This is a genomic window from Dactylosporangium fulvum (assembly GCF_025137375.1).
GTDB classification, from domain to species: Bacteria; Actinomycetota; Actinomycetes; order Mycobacteriales; family Micromonosporaceae; genus Dactylosporangium; species Dactylosporangium fulvum.
The window spans coordinates 769,563-787,823 of the sequence record NZ_CP073720.1; the positions used below are offsets into that span (position 1 = coordinate 769,563).

At 71.4% G+C, this 18,261-nt stretch carries 11 protein-coding genes and 1 pseudogene; 8 read left to right on the top strand and 4 right to left on the bottom strand.

Annotation, left to right across the window (positions count from 1 at the left end; genetic code table 11):
* Positions 1-13 precede the first annotated feature (13 nt).
* Positions 14-691: a Crp/Fnr family transcriptional regulator gene (locus Dfulv_RS03525; protein WP_033363643.1), complete on the bottom strand. Its 678-nt coding sequence runs from the start codon at positions 689-691 to the stop codon at positions 14-16.
* 863 nt (positions 692-1,554) lie between these two features.
* Between Dfulv_RS03525 and Dfulv_RS03530 the strand changes: the two genes are divergently transcribed.
* The 5 genes from Dfulv_RS03530 (at position 1,555) to Dfulv_RS03550 (ending at position 7,408) form a co-directional block, all read left to right on the top strand.
* Entirely contained in the window at positions 1,555-2,928 is a 1,374-nt protein-coding gene (locus Dfulv_RS03530) for a CapA family protein (RefSeq protein ID WP_259861171.1), read from the top strand.
* A 1,221-nt stretch (positions 2,929-4,149) separates the two neighbouring features.
* A complete protein-coding gene (gene nth / locus Dfulv_RS03535; RefSeq protein WP_259867359.1) occupies positions 4,150-4,833 on the top strand; it encodes an endonuclease III in 684 nt (227 codons plus the stop codon).
* A 104-nt stretch (positions 4,834-4,937) separates the two neighbouring features.
* Positions 4,938-5,489 carry a TlpA family protein disulfide reductase gene (locus tag Dfulv_RS03540; protein WP_259861172.1) on the top strand — a complete coding sequence of 184 codons (552 nt, stop codon included), beginning with the start codon at positions 4,938-4,940 and terminating at the stop codon, positions 5,487-5,489.
* Positions 5,490-5,508: 19 nt separating this feature from the next.
* Positions 5,509-6,219 (top strand): NUDIX hydrolase, encoded by a 711-nt coding sequence (locus tag Dfulv_RS03545; RefSeq protein WP_259861173.1) that lies wholly within the window; start codon positions 5,509-5,511, stop codon positions 6,217-6,219.
* 49 nt (positions 6,220-6,268) lie between these two features.
* Entirely contained in the window at positions 6,269-7,408 is a 1,140-nt protein-coding gene (locus Dfulv_RS03550; protein ID WP_259867362.1) for a MarP family serine protease, read from the top strand.
* Positions 7,409-7,424: 16 nt separating this feature from the next.
* On the opposite strand, the gene Dfulv_RS03555 is transcribed toward Dfulv_RS03550, so the two are convergent.
* Both Dfulv_RS03555 and eccCa read right to left on the bottom strand, forming a co-directional pair.
* On the bottom strand, positions 7,425-8,810 hold the full coding sequence (locus tag Dfulv_RS03555; protein ID WP_259861174.1) for a S8 family serine peptidase: 1,386 nt from the start codon (positions 8,808-8,810) through the stop codon (positions 7,425-7,427).
* A gap of 302 nt (positions 8,811-9,112) precedes the next feature.
* Positions 9,113-13,114 (bottom strand): type VII secretion protein EccCa, encoded by a 4,002-nt coding sequence (gene eccCa / locus Dfulv_RS03560; protein ID WP_259861175.1) that lies wholly within the window; start codon positions 13,112-13,114, stop codon positions 9,113-9,115.
* 132 nt (positions 13,115-13,246) lie between these two features.
* On the opposite strand from eccCa, the gene eccD reads away from it, so the two are divergent.
* Positions 13,247-14,584, top strand: coding sequence for a type VII secretion integral membrane protein EccD (gene eccD / locus Dfulv_RS03565; protein ID WP_259861176.1), 1,338 nt, complete (start codon positions 13,247-13,249; stop codon positions 14,582-14,584).
* A gap of 23 nt (positions 14,585-14,607) precedes the next feature.
* Here eccD and Dfulv_RS03570 read toward each other — a convergent pair whose 3' ends face one another.
* Entirely contained in the window at positions 14,608-15,147 is a 540-nt protein-coding gene (locus Dfulv_RS03570; RefSeq protein WP_259861177.1) for an inorganic diphosphatase, read from the bottom strand.
* 81 nt (positions 15,148-15,228) lie between these two features.
* Between Dfulv_RS03570 and dacB the strand changes: the two genes are divergently transcribed.
* Positions 15,229-16,632, top strand: a complete 1,404-nt coding sequence (gene dacB / locus Dfulv_RS03575) for a D-alanyl-D-alanine carboxypeptidase/D-alanyl-D-alanine endopeptidase (RefSeq protein WP_259861178.1) — start codon at positions 15,229-15,231, stop codon at positions 16,630-16,632.
* Between the two features lie 80 nt (positions 16,633-16,712).
* Positions 16,713-17,753: pseudogene (locus Dfulv_RS03580) on the top strand (zinc-dependent metalloprotease); the annotation flags it as partial.
* Positions 17,754-18,261 lie beyond the last annotated feature (508 nt).

Consider the following 18,261-nt stretch of genomic DNA (forward strand, 5'->3'; position numbering starts at 1 on the left):
CTCGACCCTCCGGTCAGACACGCGCGCGGCGGGCGAGGCGCTCCGGGTCCATGATGATCACGCTCTTGCCGTCGAGGCGCAGCCAGCCGCGCGAGGCGAAGTCGGCGAGGGCCTTGTTGACCGTCTCGCGCGACGCACCCACGAGCTGGGCCATCTCCTCCTGGGTCAGGTCGTGGTTGACCCGCAGGACCCCGCCGTCGCGGGTCCCGAAGCGGCCCGCCATCTGCAGCAGCGTCTTGGCCACCCGGCCCGGGACGTCCGTGAAGATCAGGTCGGCCAGGGCGTCGTTGGTGCGGCGCAGCCGGCGGGCCAGCACACGCAGCAACTGCTCGGCGATCTCCGGACGGTTGGTCAGCCAGGGGCGCAGCGCCTGCTTGCGCAGCCGGGCAAGCCTGGTGTCGAGCACCGCCGTGGCGGTGGCCGTGCGCGGACCCGGGTCGAAGAGCGAGAGCTCGCCGACCATGTCGCTGGGACCCATCACGGCAATGAGGTTCTGCCGGCCGTCCGCCGCCCGGCGCCCCACTTTGATCTTGCCGGACAGCACGATGTACAGGCTGTCACCCGGCTCGCCCTCGCTGAACACGATTTCGCCCTTGCGAACGTCGATCGTTTCCATCTCTTTGGCGAGGGATTCCGCAGCTTCGGGCTCGACTCCCTGGAAAATTCCGCTGCGCGCCAGTACCTCGTCCATCGCGTCCACCTCAAATCCGTCGGCGCGTCGCCCGCTATGAGCGATCACGCGAACGTCAGTTTATGCACACAGAACCCTGTGGCGAGCGTCGGGCAGCATGCAGACGGTCCGGGCCGACCTGCGGCGCGGCCCTTCTCCACACAGCTCAACCCGGGTGTCGACCCGGTGCGCTCACGAGGGATCCGGGCGATGGTAACGCATTGGAATCGGACGGATACACGGTCGAGGGCGTGCGATATCTTCGCCGGGAACATGACGGCGGAGGTTGGGGTGGGGATCGCATGACGGTATACGGAGGACCGTCGCGCTGGCCGGATGAGCCGGACGGGCGCGACGACCGGACCGGCTATGGCCCCCCGTCACACGATCAACCGACCGGAGGCGGCCAAGGTTACGGGCGCCCGCCGTTCAACGGTGGCGCCTCCGGGAGCGCCCGGGTGGCTGGACCGGGAAGTCCTGGTCAGGGTCCTGGTCAGGGTCCCGGTGATCCTGGGTTCGGCGGCCCTGGCTCTGGTGGTCCCGGGTTCGGCGGCCCTGGCTCTGGTGGTCCCGGCTCCGGCGGCCCTGGCTCCGGCGGCCCTGGCTCCGGCGGCCCTGGCTCCGGCGGCCCTGGCTCCGGCGGTCCCGGGTCTGGCGGTCCCGGGTCTGGCGGCCGTGGGTTCGGCGGCCCTGGTTCCGGCGGCCCCGCGTTCGGCGGGCCGGGTGAGCCGACCGGTTCCATGTTTGGCGGCCCTCGCGAGCCCACCGGTCCCGTGTCCGGCCCTGTCTACGGCGGCGGCCGTGATGCCACCGGGCCTGTGTACGGCCGCGGCTCCGAGCCCTCCGGGCCCGTGTTCGGCGGTGCTCCCGACTCCACCGGTCCGATGTACGGCGGTCCGCGTGACACCACCGGGTCGTTCAACGGTTTCCGTGAGCCGACCGGACCGCTGTATGGCGGGTCGCGCGACCCGATTCCCGGCCCGACCCGTCCCGAGGACCTCTACGCCGCCCAGGCCTATCAGCCCGAGGAGCGCGCGGGCCGGCGCAAGCTCCCGCTGCCCGGCGAGCCCCCACCCGAGGGCGGCCGTGGCCGCGGCCGGCGCACCGCGATCCTCGTCGGCATCATCGCGGTGCTCGTCATCGGCGCCGGCACCGCGGGGGCGGCGACGCTCCTCGGCGGCGGCGACGATCCCGAGCCGAGGACCAACCAGTCCGCGGCGCCGCAGGCCGCCGGCGGCGGTTCGCCCGCCGGGTCCCCGGCCGGCCAGGGTGTTCCCGGCCCGGCCGAAGGCATCTCGATGACGGCGACCGGCGACATCGTCATGGGCATGGCACCCAACGGGCTGCCGCCCAACGGCGGCAAGGGCTTCTTCGACCCGGTCCAGCAGTTCCTCGCGGCCGACTTCCAGATGGGCAACCTCGAGCAGGCGCTCACCGACGACACCGGCGTCGGCAAGTGCTCGGCCGAGTCGGCCGGCAAGACGTGCTTCGCCTTCCGGACCCCGCCGTCCTACGTCAACAACCTCAAGGACGCCGGCTTCCACATGGTCACCATGGCGAACAATCATGCGTACGATTTCGGCGAGCAGGGGTACAAGAACTCGCAGAAGGCGCTCGACGGGGCCGGGATCAAATACACGGGCTGGCCGGGCATGATCTCGGTCGCCGAGGTCAAGGGCCTGAAGGTCGCCGTGGTGGGTTTCGCGTCGTACAGGTGGTCGAACCTCTGCAGCGACCTCGACGCCGCGGAGAAGATCATCAAGGACGCCGCGAGCCAGGCGGACCTGGTGGTCGTGCAGGTCCATCAGGGCGCCGAGGGCTCGGACAAGACGCGCACCAAGCCCGGCACGGAATGGTTCCTCGGCGAGAACCGCTGCGACACGATCGCCTTCGCGCACAAGGTCATCGACGCCGGCGCCGACCTGGTCGTCGGGCACGGTCCGCACGTCATGCGGGCGATGGAGTTCTACAAGGGCCGGCTGATCGCCTACAGCCTGGGCAACTTCGCCGGCTACCGGGCGCTGAGCTACAACGGCGTGGTGGGCATCGGCGGGGTGCTCAGGGTCCAGTTGGCCGGCGACGGCACCTGGAAGAGCGGCTCCCTCACCGCGACGTACATGGTGGCGCCCGGCCTGCCGAAGCCCGACCCCAAGAAACAGGCCATCCCGTTCGTCTCCAACCTGACGAAGCAGGACTTCCCGACCACAGGCCCGAAAATCGACGCGGACGGCACGATCACTCCTCCGGCGGCCGGCTGACGCCTGCTCCGGCTGGTGCTTGCTTCGGCTGGTGCTTGCTCGGTTGGCGCTTGCTTCGGCTGGCGGTCGGCTCGGGTTGCCTTCGATGCCGGTGGTGAGAACCACCTCATCGACGCCGGGGTGGACGGCCAGCACAGTCCTGGGCGACGCATTCTCACCTTCGGGCGCACCTTCGGGCGCACCTTCGGGCCGAAGGTGCGATTTCGTCGCCCGTTCGGTTTGTTCTCCGGGTTCTGTTCGCCTGATGCGGCGGCGGGACGGCTGGAGCCCTTGGGCCGCGGCGAACCCGGCGGCGCAGTTGACGAGTCGCCGCTCACGCCACTCGAGCACTCCGTGGACCCGCCAGCGGGTGCGCCGGCCAGCAGGGCGGCCAGGCCAGCAGAACGGGGCAGCAGGTGGGGCAGGCCAGCAGGCCAGCAGGCCAGCAGGCCAGCAGGCCGGCAGACGCGCAGGCGTGGGCAGGCCGGCAGGCCGGTGGGCTGCTGGGCGGGCAGACGTGCAGGCGGGCGGACGCGCAGGCGTGGGCAGGCCGGTGGGTCGATGGGCTGGTGGGCTGGTGGACCGGCGGTGGGCCGACCGGTGGGTGGGGCAGGCCGGCTGGCAGGTGGATGGGTCGGCAAGCAGCCCAGCAGGCAAGCGGCCGGCCCGGCGGCCCGGCGGCCCGGCGGCCCGGCGGCCCGGCGGCCCGGCGGCCCAGCGGCCCAGCGGCCCAGCGGCCCAGCGGCAGGCTAGCGGGCAGGCCATCCGGGTGCAGTGCATGATCGCGGACGTTTCGGTGGGCTGAGACGCGCAAAACGTCCACGATCATGAAACCCGCCGCCCAAGTTCATGATCGTGGAGTTTTCCTCGGGGCCAGGACTCCGAAGAAACTTCACGATGATGGACTCTCCGCTGGGAATCTCATGATCCTGAAGGGTTGTGACACACAACGCCGTTGTCTTGGTGGATGGTGGCTGCGCGATGAGTGCCTGTGCAGGCGATGACCTCATTGGTCGATGCCGGGGTGCTGCGCGAGTGCGGTCGGCCATAGTGAGGAGCGGCTTTCTGGCGTTATGAGATGGTGCCGTACGCCAAGTGGCAGGATCGCTCGATCGGGTCTCGTCACCCTCCGACGTATTGTCGGTGCGTGGTTCGTATCGAGCGACGGGCCGCTCTTCAGGAGCAGAGCGAGGGGACGACGTGACCGAGACTGCGTTGGGTCTGAAGCGGAGGGCCCGCCGGATGGCGCGCGCCCTGGCGCACATCCACCCCGACGCTCACTGCGAACTCGACTTCACCAACCCCCTCGAGCTTGCCGTCGCGACCATTCTGTCCGCGCAGTGCACCGACGAGCGGGTCAACCAGGTGACGCCGAAGCTGTTCGCACGGTGTCCGACCGCGGCCGACTACGCCGCCGCCGACCGCACGGAGATGCAGGAGCTCATCCGCCCGACCGGGTTCTTCCGCAACAAGACCGACTCGCTGATCAAGCTGGGCCAGGCGCTGGTCGAGCGGCATGACGGCGAGGTGCCGGGCACGCTGACCGAGCTGGTGGCCCTGCCGGGCATCGGCCGCAAGACCGCCAACGTCATCCTCGGCAACGCCTTCGACGTGCCGGGTATCACGGTCGACACGCACTTCAAACGGCTCACGCAGCGGTGGAGATGGACGACCGAGACCGACGAGGTGAAGATCGAGTTCGCCGTCGCGAAGTTGATCGAGCCGCGCGACTGGACCATGCTCTCGCATCGCGTGATCTTCCACGGCCGGCGGGTCTGCCACGCGCGCAAACCGGCCTGTGGCGCCTGCACGCTGCGCAAGGATTGCCCGTCGTACGGCATCGGCCCGACCGACCTCGAAACCGCCGTCAAACTGCTGAAGGGCCCGCGAGCAGCCGAACTCGCCGAGTTGGCGATGGCATCATGACGATGCGGACCGCCACCCGGCCGCTGGCCGGCCTCCTCACCGGAATCCTCCTCGCGCTCGCCGGCTGCACCGCAAACGCCACGGCTCCGTCCGACGACCCGGCCGTGATCCCCTCCGGCCCACGTTGCATCGAACCCGCCCCGGCGGCCTCCGGCCCGACAGGCAGCACGGCCCCCGCCCCAGCGGCCTCTGCCCCGGCCGACAAGAGCCGACCGGCGCTGCCCGCCATGGCCTTGCAGTGCTTCAACGGCGGCCGGTGGACCTCCCTCTCCGACCTCGTCGGCACGCCGACGATCATCAACCTGTGGGCGTCCTATTGCGAGCCCTGCCGCACCGAGCTTCCAGCCATCCAGCGGGTCGCCACCGCCGGCGCCGGCAAGATCCGCGTGGTCGGCATCGTCACCAAGGACCGTACGGAGGCTGCCCGATCCGTCATCGACGCCAAGGATCTGACTTTTCCGATGCTCGAGGACAAGGGTCAGCAGTTCGCCATCGCGGCCAGCCCGCTGGTTGACAAGGCCCTCGTGTCGCTCCCGGCCACGCTGTTCGTCACCGCGGACGGTCGGATCGTGTATGCCTACCAGGGCCCGGCGCTCGACGAATCGAAACTGCGTGACCTCACCGGCCAGTACCTCGGTGTCACGGTGCCGGCATGAGCGCAACCGTGGAGGTGGCATGACCGACCCCGAAGCCGAGGCCCTCGGCGCGCACTCGGCCGGCGGACCCACCCCGCCGGCCGACATTCCCGGCTGGTTCGAGCCGCTCCTGACCCGCCTCCGGCAGACCGACGCCAGCGACTTCACGCGCCTCCCGACCCCGGACGGCGAGGGCCGGCGGCAGAGCGCGGTCCTGATCCTCTTCGGCGAGCAGCCCGAGGTCGGTCCCGACATCCTCGTCCTGCAGCGCGCCGCCACGATGCGCAATCACGCCGGCCAGCCGGCTTTCCCGGGCGGCGCCGTCGACCCGGGCGACGCCGACAGCATCGCGTGCGCGCTGCGTGAGGCGGAGGAGGAGGTCGGCCTCGACCCCAGCACGGTCGACGTGGTCGCCACACTGCCGACGCTGTGGATCCCGGTCAGTAACTTCCTGGTCACGCCGGTGGTCGCCTGGTGGCGCAAGCCGCACCCCGTCGGGCCGGTAGACCCGGCCGAGGTGGCGCGCGTCGAGCGGCTTCCGATCCGTGAACTGGTCGATCCGGGCCATCGTCTGCGCGTACGACACCCGAGCGGATGGATCGGGCCGGCGTTTCGGATTCACGACATGTTGGTGTGGGGTTTTACCGCCGGCGTGCTGTCTACGCTGCTGGAACTCGGCGGTTGGGCGGTGGAGTGGCCGACCGGCCGAGTAGAGGAACTGCCGACACCTGGTGCCGCACCCGTACCCTGAATGCGTGTCCGGCAGCGTGATCGATATCGTCCTGTTACTCCTCGTGGTGATGTTCGCAATTAACGGTTACCGCCAGGGGTTTCTTGTTGGTCTGCTGTCATTCATCGGGTTCTTCGGCGGCGCGCTGCTGGGACTCCAGCTGGGACCGCTGATCGCGGAGCGGTTCGATGACGACCCGGTGCGGGTCGTCATCTCGTTGTCGTGCGTGTTCGGCCTGGCCGTCGCAGGTCAGGCGCTCGCCAGCTTCGTCGGCAACCGGCTCCGCAGTGCGATCGTCAGCCGCAACGCCCAGGCGGTCGACAACGCCGGTGGCGCGGTTGTCTCCGTCTTCGCGGTGCTCGCGGTCGTCTGGCTGGTCGCCGCACCGCTCAGCTCCTCGTCGCTGCCCTGGCTGGCCCGCTCGGTCAGCAACTCGATCATCCTGAACGTCGTCGACAAGGCCATGCCGGCGCAGGCCGACGCGCTGTCCGAGGCGCTGCGTGACACCGTCGACACCCGAGGCTTCCCCGACGTCTTCGACGGTCTCTCCCCGACGCGGGTCAAGGACGTCTCGCCGCCGGACCCGGCGCTCGCCGGTTCCGAGCTGGTCAAGAACGCCAAGAAGTCGGTCGTCAAGGTGCTCGGTACCGCTCCCAGCTGCTCCCGGCGGATCGAGGGCTCCGGCTTCGTGTACGCGCCGCAGCGGGTCATGACCAACGCGCACGTGGTGGCGGGGACCAAGAGCGTCAACGTGGAGGTCAACGGCTCGCAGAAGAAGGCGGTCGTGGTGGCCTACGACCCGGAGCGGGACCTGGCGGTGCTCTACGTGAAGGACCTGAACGCCCCGGTGATGCAGTTTGCGACGAAGAAGGCCGAGACCAACGCCGACGCGATCGTGATCGGGTATCCGCTCGACGGCCCGTACGACGCCCAGTCGGCCCGCATCCGCGACCACCGCAACATCACCGGTCCGGACATCTACGACGACGGCAAGGTCACCCGCGAGATCTACACGATCCGCGCGCTGGTCCGCAGCGGCAACTCGGGCGGCCCGCTGGTCGCCGCCGACGGTCAGGTGCTGGGCGTCATCTTCGCCGCAGCGGCCGACGACCCCCAGACGGGCTTCGCCGTGACGGCGGAGGAGGCCGCGGTGGTCGCCGACGCCGGCAAGACCCACAACGACCCGACGAGCACCGGCAAGTGCGCGTGAGTCCGTCCGCGAGTGGTCAGAGGACGGACTGGCGGCGCAGCCTGCGGCGGTGATGCACGAGCACACCGGCCGCGCCGCAGATCATGATCAGGAACACCGCCACCAGGCCGATGGCGACACTGGAGCCGACCTGCCGGCTGTCGGCGAGCTGGTTGATCCCCGGCAGTGCGGCGCTCGTGGCCGGCAGCGGCGCCGCGCCGCCCTCCCGTGGTGTGGCCGGCACGCTCGGGGAAGCGCTGCGGACGACGGGCGGCGCGGACCTGGCCGGCGCGGCGGTCAGCGGGTTGACCGCCACCTCCGGCACCGGCGCGCGCAGTGCCGCGACCGGGTTGACCTCGCCGAACCCGAACCGGTCGTCCCGACCCTCCGGTCCGAGGTCCGTGGCGGTCTCGATCAGCCGGTTGATCACGTTCGCGGCGCTCATCCTGGGGTACCGCGCGCGGACGAGTGAGGCGGCCCCGGCGACGAGGGGCGCGGCGAAGCTGGTGCCCTGCACCTGCCAGTACCCACCGCCGGGTTTGGCTCCGGTGAGGTTCACGGCCGGCGCGGTGAGCACCGTCTCGGGGCCGGTGAGCGACCCGGACCAGAGCGCGTCCGACCCGCCGGTGCCGCCGCTGGTCTGGCCGGCGGGCGTCGGGGTGGCCGACGCCGGATCGTTCGCCACACCGGCGTCCAGCCCGGCGACGGCGACGACGCCGGGCTCGCGGGCCGGGTACCAGACCTCCTTGATCGAGGGGTCGGTAGCGATGTTGCCGGTGCAGGCGACGACGATGACATCCTTGGCGGCGGCGTACCGGAGTGCGGTGGCGATGGCCTCGCTCCGCGTCGCCCCGCCGAGCGAGAGGTTGATGACGTCGGCCCCGTGATCAACGGCCCACCGCACGCCCTTGGCGACGATGGCCGGGTCGTCGTACTTGTTCTGCTGGTCGAGCACCCGGACGGGCAGGATCTTGGCACCGGGCGCGATGCCCACGACCCCCGAGCTGTCCTTGTTGCTTCCGGCGATGAGCCCGGCGACGGTCGTCCCGTGCCCGACCGGGTCGGTCCCGCCGGCCTTCGTGCTGGTGACGGAGGGCCCGGGATCCGCTTGAGCATCGGTGGTACCGCCAGCAGCGTCCGCGACAAGATCGATGCCCGGCAGCACCTGCCCCACAAGATCCGGATGCGTCGCGTCGACCCCGCTGTCGATGACCGCGACCACAACCCCTTTGCCGGTCGACAACTTCCAGGCATCCCGCACGTCGAGCGCCGCAAGCTGCCACTGCTGCCTGCGCACCTCGTCGGCATGGGCAACCCCGGCGGTCCCGCCGACCGCAGCCGCACAGCTCAACGCCGCCGACAAGGCCAGGGTGAAGGCACGGGCGGCGGCGCGGGTGAGGGAGGTAGGCGCGATGGAGCCCATTCTGAACCGTGTTGGCCCGATCTGTCAGGCCCGTTCGACGACCTCGCCGAAACGAGAACCCTCGGGGTGATGAACGCTTCGTGCTGCGGTGCCGCCTGGCGCGCCGCGGTGCCACGGTGCCGCCTGGCGTGCCGTCGGTAGCCGCGCCACGTTGGCGTGGCGCTGCCACGGTGGCCTGGCGCCGGCCCGGCGCGCTGGTCGGCGCTGGCGCGGTGGTCTGGCGCTGCCACGGCGTGGTGGTCGGCGCTGGCGCGGTGGCCGTTCGAGGCGGAGCCCGCGCGGTGTTTCGCGATCGGGACTCGTCACGTCGCCGGTAGGTGGGCCACCTGGATCAGCCGGGCCTCCTCTCTCCTCGTGACCAGCCAGCCGCGGCCAGGGGGCAGCGGGCCCGGCCGGACGGTGCCGAGCAACACGCCCTCGTCCCGGTCGCCGGACATCACCAGGCCCGGCGACGACAGCTCGCGCAGGCGCTGGATCACCGGCTCGTACAGCGCTCGGGACGCGCCACCGCTCCGCCGCGCGAGCACCAGGTGCAGGCCGATGTCGCGGGCCTGTGCCAGGTAGGGCAGGAGCGGCTGCAACGGGTTCGCCGGACCGGTCGCGACAAGGTCGTAGTCGTCGACGAGCACAAAACACTCCGGGCCGGTCCACCAGCTCCGTGTGCGCAGTTGGTCCTGCGTGACGTCGGGTCCCGGCAGCCGCCGCTCCATGTAGTCGGCGACCGACGCGATCAGCTCCTCGGTCTGCTGCGCCCCGGTGCCGTACCCGATGAGGTGCTCCGTCACCACCGCCCCGAGCAGGCTCCGGCGGTGGTCGATCAGCACGATCCGTGCTTCGTGCGGCGCGAACCTCGTGCTGATCGTCGTCGCCAGCCCGCGCAGCGCCGTCGACTTGCCCGACTCGCCCTCGCCGAAGATCAGGAAGTGCGGATCCCCGGCGAAGTCGATCCGGACCGGGCGCAGATCGCTCTCGGCGATGCCCAGCGGCAGGGCGAACCGATTGGCAGGATCGGCGTCCTCGGTGATGTCGGCGAACGGCACGACCGCCGGCAGCAGCCGCACCCGAGGCGCCGGTGCACCCGGCCACGCCGCCGCGATCGCCGTGACCAGGTCGGGCGGCTCGGCGCTCGCCAGCCGGGGCTGTGCCACCAGCAGATGCAGGCTCTCGGCCGTGATCCCCCGTCCCGGCGTCTGTTTCGGCACATTGGCGGCGGCCCTGCGCGACACCAGGGAGTCGGTCTCGTCGCCCAGTCGCAGCTCCAGCCGGGATCCGAGCAGGTCACGGAAGGCCGGCCGGAAGTCCGTCCACCGCGACGCCGACGCCACGACGTGAATCCCGTACGACAGGCCGCGCGTGGTGATGTCGGTGATGGCCCCTTCCAGGTCCTCGTACTCGCCCCGCACGGTCGACCAGCCGTCGATCACCAGGAACACGTCGCCCCATGGGTCGTCCGCCGCCGTGGTGCCGGCCGTGGCGCGCTGTCTCCGGTACGTCGTCATGCTGTCGATCCCGCCTGCCGCGAACCGTCGCTCCCGCTCGGTCAGCAGCGTCGCGATCTCGCCGACGGTGCGCCGGACCGCCGCCGTGTCGAGCCGGCCGGCGACCCCGCCGACGTGCGGCAGGTCGCGTAGCCCGGTGAGCTGGCCGCCGCCGAAGTCCAGGCAGTACACCTGAACCTCGGCCGGCGTATGGGTCAGCGCCAGTCCGGTGATCAGCGTCCGCAGGGCGACGGACTTGCCGCTCTGCGTGCCGCCCACCACGGCGACGTGACCGTCGGCGCTGCCGAGGCTGAGCCACATGACGTCGCGGCGCTGCTCTACCGGCCTGTCGATCAACGCCAGCGGCACCTGCAACGCGCTGCGCAACTGGGGGTTGACGACGGTCAGTCCGCGCACCGGGTCGACGACAACCGGCCCGAGCAACTCGTCGAGCGGTGCCGCGCTCGACAGGGGTGGCAGCCACACCTGGTGTGCCGGCACGCCCCGCCCGACGAGCCGCTCGACAATGACGTCCAGCAGGCTTTCTCCGACGGGCGCCTCAGCGGATTCGGGCGTGGCGGCAGGCTTTGGCGGCAGCGGTACGAACTGAGTCCCGTATTCGACCACCTGCCACCCGCCGGACACACCCGGCACCGCCGGCGATCGGCCCGGTTGGTGGTGCACACCCGACACGTATGTCGCCTTGAACCTCGCCAGCGGCTCGGTGCCGGACTTCAGATAGCCGTGACCGGGGGACCGTGGCAGTTCGTATGCGTCGGGGACACCGAGAACGGTGCGCGACTCAAGCGACGAGAACGTGCGCAGGCCGATCCGGTAGGACAGATGGGTGTCCAGCCCGCGCAGCCGTCCCTCCTCCAGCCGCTGCGAGGCCAGCAACAGGTGCATGCCCAGCGACCGGCCGACCCGGCCGATCTGCAGGAACAGGTCGATGAAGTCCGGCTTGGCCTCGAGCAGCTCGCTGAACTCGTCGCAGACGATCAGCAGGCTCGGCAGCGGCGCGAGCGGCGCCCCACCGGCGCGGGCCCGTTCGTAGTCGCGGACCGAGTCGTAGTCGCCGGAGCGCCGCAGCACCTCCTGGCGGCGGATCACCTCGCCGTTGATCGCATGGGTCATCCGGTCGACGAGCGGCAGCTCCTTGCGCAGGTTGGTGATGAACGCGGCCACGTGCGGCAGCCGGTCCATCCGCGCGAACGTCGCACCGCCCTTGAAGTCGATGAGGACGAAGTTGAGCGTCTCGGAGGAGTGCGTCGCAGCGAGGCCGAGCACCAGCGTGCGCAACAGTTCCGACTTGCCGGATCCGGTCGCGCCGATGAGCAGGCCGTGCGGCCCCATGCCGTCCTGCGCCGACTCCTTGAGGTCGATGTCGACCGGCTGACCCTGCTGTCCCACGCCGATCGTCACGCGCAACCGGTCGCGGTGCGGTCGTGGCGCCCACGCCGTGGTGACGTCCAACGACCACGGGTCGCCCAGGTTCAGCAGGGTGGTGAAGTCCGCGCCCGCACTGGGATTCCTGCCGCTCGCCTTCCCCTCGGTGCCTGTGCTGACCGCCAGCCGCAGCGGTGCCAACCGGCGGGCGACGGCCTCCGCCTCCGCCGGGTCGAGCGCGTCCGGCACCCCGACCGACGTCTGCGTGTCGCCGGACTCGGCGTCGGCGGACACGGTGGCGAGCCTGCCGTCCGACGGGTCGAGCACGATCGCCGAGCGGTCGAGCAGCCGCGGCGGCTCCCGGTCGAGGTCGATCAGCGTCATGCCCTCGATGCCGCCGTCGGTGCCGAGGTGGCCGCTCCCGGACAGGTCGCCGCCGTCGAGGACGACCACGAGATGCGGCCCGGCCGGCTTGCCGACACCGCGCTCGGCGTCGAACCGCCCGCGGCTCGCCAGCAGCTCGTCGAGGCGCTCCTCCAACTCCTTGGCGGTGTCGGCGACCAGCCGGACCGGGCCGATGGCGTCGGTGCGGGTCGGATGCAGCGAGTGCGGCAGCCACTTGGTCCACTCCCACCAGGCGCGCCGGCCCGGTGCCACGCAGACGGCGATCAGCAGATCGTCCGGCGCGTGGAACACGGCGAGCTGCGCCAGCATCGCCCGCACGAGGGCACGGGCCGGATCGTGTGCGCCGCTGATTCCGGCCGGCATGCTGCGGGCCGTGCTCGCCGGTCGCACGTGGATCCGTGCGAAGCTGCGCAGCGAGATCGCCACCGGCAGGTCCGGGACCACCGAGTAGGCGTCGAGGAACCGGCGCAGCGCCGCCGCGGTCATCGGCTCCAGATCCTCAAGTGGCCGGGTCATCGGCGGTATCAGCGGTGTTGCCAGGGTCTGCGGCCCGACCGCGACCCGCACGATCGCGAAGTCGCCGTCGGTCGGCCGGCGTTCCCAGAGCCGATAGCTGTCCACCGTGGACCACAGCGCGTGCGGGTCGGGGTGGCGGTAGTGCAGGCCGGTGCGCTGCTTCGCGGCCGTCTCCCGCACCCGGCGGCGCAGCCCGGCGAGATGCCGCAGATACTCGCGGCGCGCCGCGATCATCTCCGCCTTCCTCGGTGCGCCGCCGCCCGTTGAGGTGAGGAGCATGCCGAGCGTGGAGAAGCCGAAGATCGCACCGATGACATAGGTGTAGGCACCGCCGTCGCGGCCCGCGAAGAGCAACGCGGTGGCGATCGTCCCGGTGAGCATCGGCACCACCTGCACCAGTTGTTGCCAGCGCGTCGACGGCACCTGCGGTATCTCCGGAGGTGCCTGCACCAGCAGCTCCCCGCTCGGAATCTCCGGTGCGGGGCGCCGCGGTGATCGATTGACGACGGTCGTGCTCACGCGAGGCACTTTAGGCGCTCGGTACGACAGTCCGTGAGCCCGTTCCACCGTGAGTAGTTGAATTTTCGCATCACGTGAGCGGACCGGTGAGGGGCGAGACGGAGATCGGTGGATCGTGATACGTCTGAGCCCATGCCCGCAGCCTCGACCGGTTTCGCCCGCGTGACGATCAACGCCCCACAGCGGCGCGTCGACGTCGCGATACCCGACTCCGTGCCCCTGGCCGAGCTGTTGCCGGAGCTGCTCCAGCACGCCGGAGCCGGTCTGGCGGACGACGGCGAGCGGCACGGCGGATGGCTGCTGAGACGCGCCGACGGCACGACGCTGTCGGCCGCTGCCGGGCTGGCCGGCCAAGGCGTCCACGACGGCGCGATCCTGCATCTTGTGCCGGCCCGGACAGGCTGGCCCGAGCTCGAGTTCGACGACGTCGTCGAAGCGATCGCGGCCGGGGCGCGGCGCCAGGGCGTCCCGTGGAGTCCGGCGGCGACACGTGCTACGGCACTGGCCGCTGCCGGTGTGGGCCTGGTGGTCGCGTTCGTGGCGGCGTTCCGGTTCGACGCGCCGCTGATCGCAGGCGTGCTCGCCGCCGTTCTCGTCCTGGTCGGGTCGGCCGCGTCGCGTGCCTACGGTGACTCGCTGGTCGGCGCGGTTCTCGCGACCTACGGGTTGCCGTTCGCCGGTGTCGCCGGCTGGTTGTCCGCGCCCGATCCGGCCACCGGCGCGGGCCGGGTCCTGATCGGCGGGGTCGCGCTGCTGCTGGCGTCGTTCGTCGCCGCGGTCGGAGTCGCGCACCAGCTGCGGCTCTTCGTCGCGGGCACGACCGCGGGCCTGCTCGCCGCCGGGGCGGGAGCACTGGCGATCGTGACCCGTCCGGCGGCCGCCGCGGCGGTCATGCTCGCCGCGCTGGTAGCAGGCGTGGCCGGATTGCCGTTTGTCGCCATCCGCCTGGGAAAGCTGCCGATGCCGATGATCGCGCTGCCCGCCGACCTGGCGCCCGGCGGGCGGGTCATCAGTGCGCCGCCCGACCGGTCCCGGATCTTCGCGGCGGTGGCGAGGACCGACGAGATGCTCACCGGCATGCTGATCGGCTGCGCTCTCGCGGTCGGCGGCGCGGCCCTGGTGCTCGTGCGGTCCGGCGACGTCTCGGGGACGATCCTCGTCGCCGTGGCCGCGACAGCGTTCCTGTTGCGGGCGCGGATCTTCGTCACCGTCCGGCAGCGGCTGCCTCTGATCGGGGCCGGGCTGGCCGGGCTGGCCCTGTTGGCACTGTTCCTGTCCAGATCGGCGATCGAGGGCGTCGCGCTGGTCTCGGCGGCCGCGGTGATCGTCGCGCTCGCGGGCGTGCGGGCGGCGGCCCAACCACCCTCACCCTACGTGGGCCGGGCCGCTGACCTGCTCGACGTGCTCTGCCTGATCTCGGTCGTGCCGCTCGCCTGCGCCGTGCTGGGCCTCTACGGGCTGTTCACCTGACAGGCGAGCGGAACAAGGACTGGCTACTCGGTCGGGTGCGCGTTGGGCGCCACGCCCGGGTCGTGATACGTGCCCGCCGCGATGGCTTCCTGGTAGCGGCGGCGGGACGCGGCGATCTCGGCCTCCGCCTCGACCCGGCCGACCCACGTCGCACCCTCGACGCTCTTGCCGGGCTCCAGGTCCTTGTAGACCTCGAAGAAGTGCTGGATCTCCAGCCGGTCGAACTCACCGAGGTGGTGGATGTCCCGGAGGTGCTCCAGCCGCGGGTCGTCGGCGGGGACGCACAGCACCTTGTCGTCGCCGCCCTTTTCGTCGGTCATGCGGAACATCCCGATCGCGCGTGAACGGATCAGGCAGCCCGGAAACGTGGGAGACTGAACCAGCACGAGCGCGTCCAGCGGGTCCTCGTCCTGGCCGAGCGTGCCCTCGATGTAGCCGTAGTCCGCCGGGTACTGCGTGGAGGTGAACAGTGTCCGGTCGAGCCGAATGCGGCCCGTCGCGTGGTCAACCTCGTACTTGTTGCGTTGACCCTTTGGGATTTCGACCGTCACGTCGAAGTCCATCTGATGACTCCTCACCCTCGCACCGCTGCGCCGACCATTAGTCTCGCGTACAGCACCGTGACGCTGAACGGGGAGGGTCGGGTGGCGAGGGAAACACCACAGAGCGGAGGCCGCGCCGGCGCGGTCACCGCGGCGGCCGTGCTGGTCGTCGCGCTCGCCGTGGCATTGACCGCCGTGTTCGCCGGATCCGACGTCGTGCGCGTGCTGGGCCTGGGTGACAGCCGGTCCACGACCTGGAAGGCGGGCACCCCCGCCGAGCCACCGCCGGTCGTGCTGGCGGCCATGGACAGCCAGGCGCCGATGCCCAGCCAGGCCGGAGTCACCGCGGTGCTCGCCCCACTGCTCGCCGCTCCGGCGCTCGGCCCGCACATCACCGCCTCCGTCGTCGACGTCGCCACCGGGCAGGTGCTGTACTCCTCCGAGCCTGACGCCGCCATGACGCCCGCGTCCACCACGAAGGTGGTGACCGCCGCCGCGGTGCTCGCCGCGCTCGGCCCGGCGTACCGCATCAAGACCCGGGTGGTGGCCGGCACGCAACCCGGCGAGGTCGTGATCGTCGGTGGCGGTGATCCGACCCTCGCGGTGTTCCCGACACCGTTCTATCCGGGCGCGCCACGGATGGACGATCTCGCCGCACAGGTGAAGGAGGCACTGGGCGGCACCGTGCCGACGCGGGTGATCTACGACGTGTCGCTCTACACCGGCTCCGGCATCGAGCCGGGGTGGGACTCCGACGCGACCACCGGTGGTTCGGGCGCCGTGATCACCCCGCTGATGACCGAAGGTGCGCGGCGCAACCCGACGCGGTACTCGGCCCGCTTCCCCCAGCCCGACGTCCAGGCCGCGCAGTCGTTCGCCAAGGCACTCGGTCTGCCGCAGAGCGCGATCGCCGCCGGAACGGCGCCACAGGGCACCAAGGAACTCGGCAAGGTGGAGTCCGCGCCGCTCGTCCGGCTGGTCGAGACCATGCTGCTGGAGAGTGACAACGTGCTCGCCGACGCGCTCGCCCGCCAGGTGGCCATCGCCAAGGGACAGCCGGCCTCGTTCGAGGGCGCGGCCGCCGCCATGAAGACCGTGCTCTCGGAGCTCAACCTGCCGGTCACCGGCTACGGCCTGGTCGACGGCAGCGGCTTCTCCCGCAACAACCGGCTCTCCCCGGCGCTGCTCACCGGCGTTCTCGCGATGGCTGCCCGGTCGGACCGGGCCGAGATGCGCGGCATCTTCAGCGGCCTGCCGGTCGCGGGGTACTCCGGCACCCTCGCCACCCGGTTCACCAAGGCGCAGGAAGGCGCGGCGGCCGCCGGGCTGGTCCGGGCGAAGACCGGCACCCTGACCGGGGTCAACTCACTGGCGGGGATCGTGGTCGACGCCGACGGGCGGGCGCTGGCCTTCGCGTTCATGGCGGACCAGACCACCGACGGTGGGCAGGCGGTGGTCGCGCTCGACCGGGTGGCCGCGGCGCTGGCAACCTGCGGCTGTAGATAGTCCGGATGCGGAGTGTGATCAGGGTTCACTCGGGGTAGTCAAGGCGGCCGGTAGTGGTCCGACGCGGGTACGGTGGGGACATGGCGCAGTTCGTCGATTGGGATCTCGCCGCAGCCACGGCAGCGGCGCTGGGCAAGAGCGGCCCCGCCGTTTCCTACGAAGAGGCCGCAGCCGCCGTCGCCGACCTGCGCGGGCTGGCGAATGAGGCGGCCGAGCACGTCACGGCCTTCACCGGCCTCCGCGCCATGGTCCAAGGGCCACCGGTGCGGGTCGTCGACCGGCGCGACTGGGCCGCCACCAACATCGAGGGCCTGCGGCAGGTCATCCAGCCGCTGGCCGAGCGGCTCGCGGGCGGCAAACAGCCGGGTGCGGTCGTCGGTGCCATCGGCTCGCGGTTCACCGGCGTCCAGGCCGGAACCGTGCTGGCCTATCTCTCCGGCAAGGTCCTCGGGCAATACGAGGTCTTCGCCGCCGACCCCGGCCAGTTGCTCCTCGTCGCACCCAACATCGTCGAGGCCGAGCGCAAGCTCAACGCCAACTCGCGCGACTTCCGGCTCTGGGTGTGCCTGCACGAGGTGACCCACCGGGTGCAGTTCACGGCCGTGCCCTGGATGCGGGGCTACTTCCTCGGTGAGGTCGGCGCGTTCGTCGACGCCTCCCAGCTCAACCAGGACCAGCTCGCCGAGCGGATGCGGCGCGCCATCGGCGCCCTCGCCGACGTGGTTCGCGATCCCGACAGCCGCGTCTCGGTCCTCGACCTGGTGCAGACCCCCGGTCAGAAGGCCGTCCTCGACCGGCTCACGGCACTGATGACGGTGCTGGAGGGCCACGCCGAGTTCGTCATGGACGGCGTCGGCCCCGAGGTGGTGCCGAGCGTCGAGGAGATCCGGTCCAAGTTCAACCGCCGACGCGAGGCCGGCAACCCGCTCGACCGGGTGCTGCGCAAGCTGCTCGGTGTCGACGTGAAGCTCCGGCAGTATGCCGAGGGCCGCAAGTTCGTCCACGCGGTCGTCGAGCGCGTCGGTATGGACGGGTTCAACAAGCTGTGGCAGTCGCCGCTGACCATTCCGCGCCTCGACGAGCTGAGCGACCCCGAGGCCTGGATCGTGCGCGTGCTCGGCGCGAGCGCCCTGAGCCGTCCGGCGCCGGTGCAGGCCGCGCCGGTCACCGAGGCGCCGCCCGCCCCCGTGCCGACCGTTCCCGAGCCGACGGACACCGCTCCGGCAGAGGCCGGGGTCGCCGAGTCGACCGAGGTGGCCGGCCTGGCCGCCGAGACGCAGCCGGGTGTGGTCGCTCCAGAAGGTGGAAAGGCTGAGCGAACCCCTGCCGACCCGGTGTCGGCCGGTGCGGTGCCCGCCGAGGTCGAGCCGCCCGTCGGTGGACCGGTCACCGCGGCACCCCCCGCCGAGGACGTCGATCCCGCCGCTGCCGAGGCGGCACCGGCCGAGGTCGAGCCCGCCGCAGAGGACACGCCGGCCAAGACGCAGGTCACGGCGGCAGAGGACAACGAGGCCGAGAGCGGCAAAACCGGGAGCGCCGCGGCCGGGGATGTCAAGGCGGGGAACGCCGCGGCCGAGGCCGAAGGGGCGCCGCCGGAAGTGGCGCCCGAGCCGCGCAGTGCCTTCGACG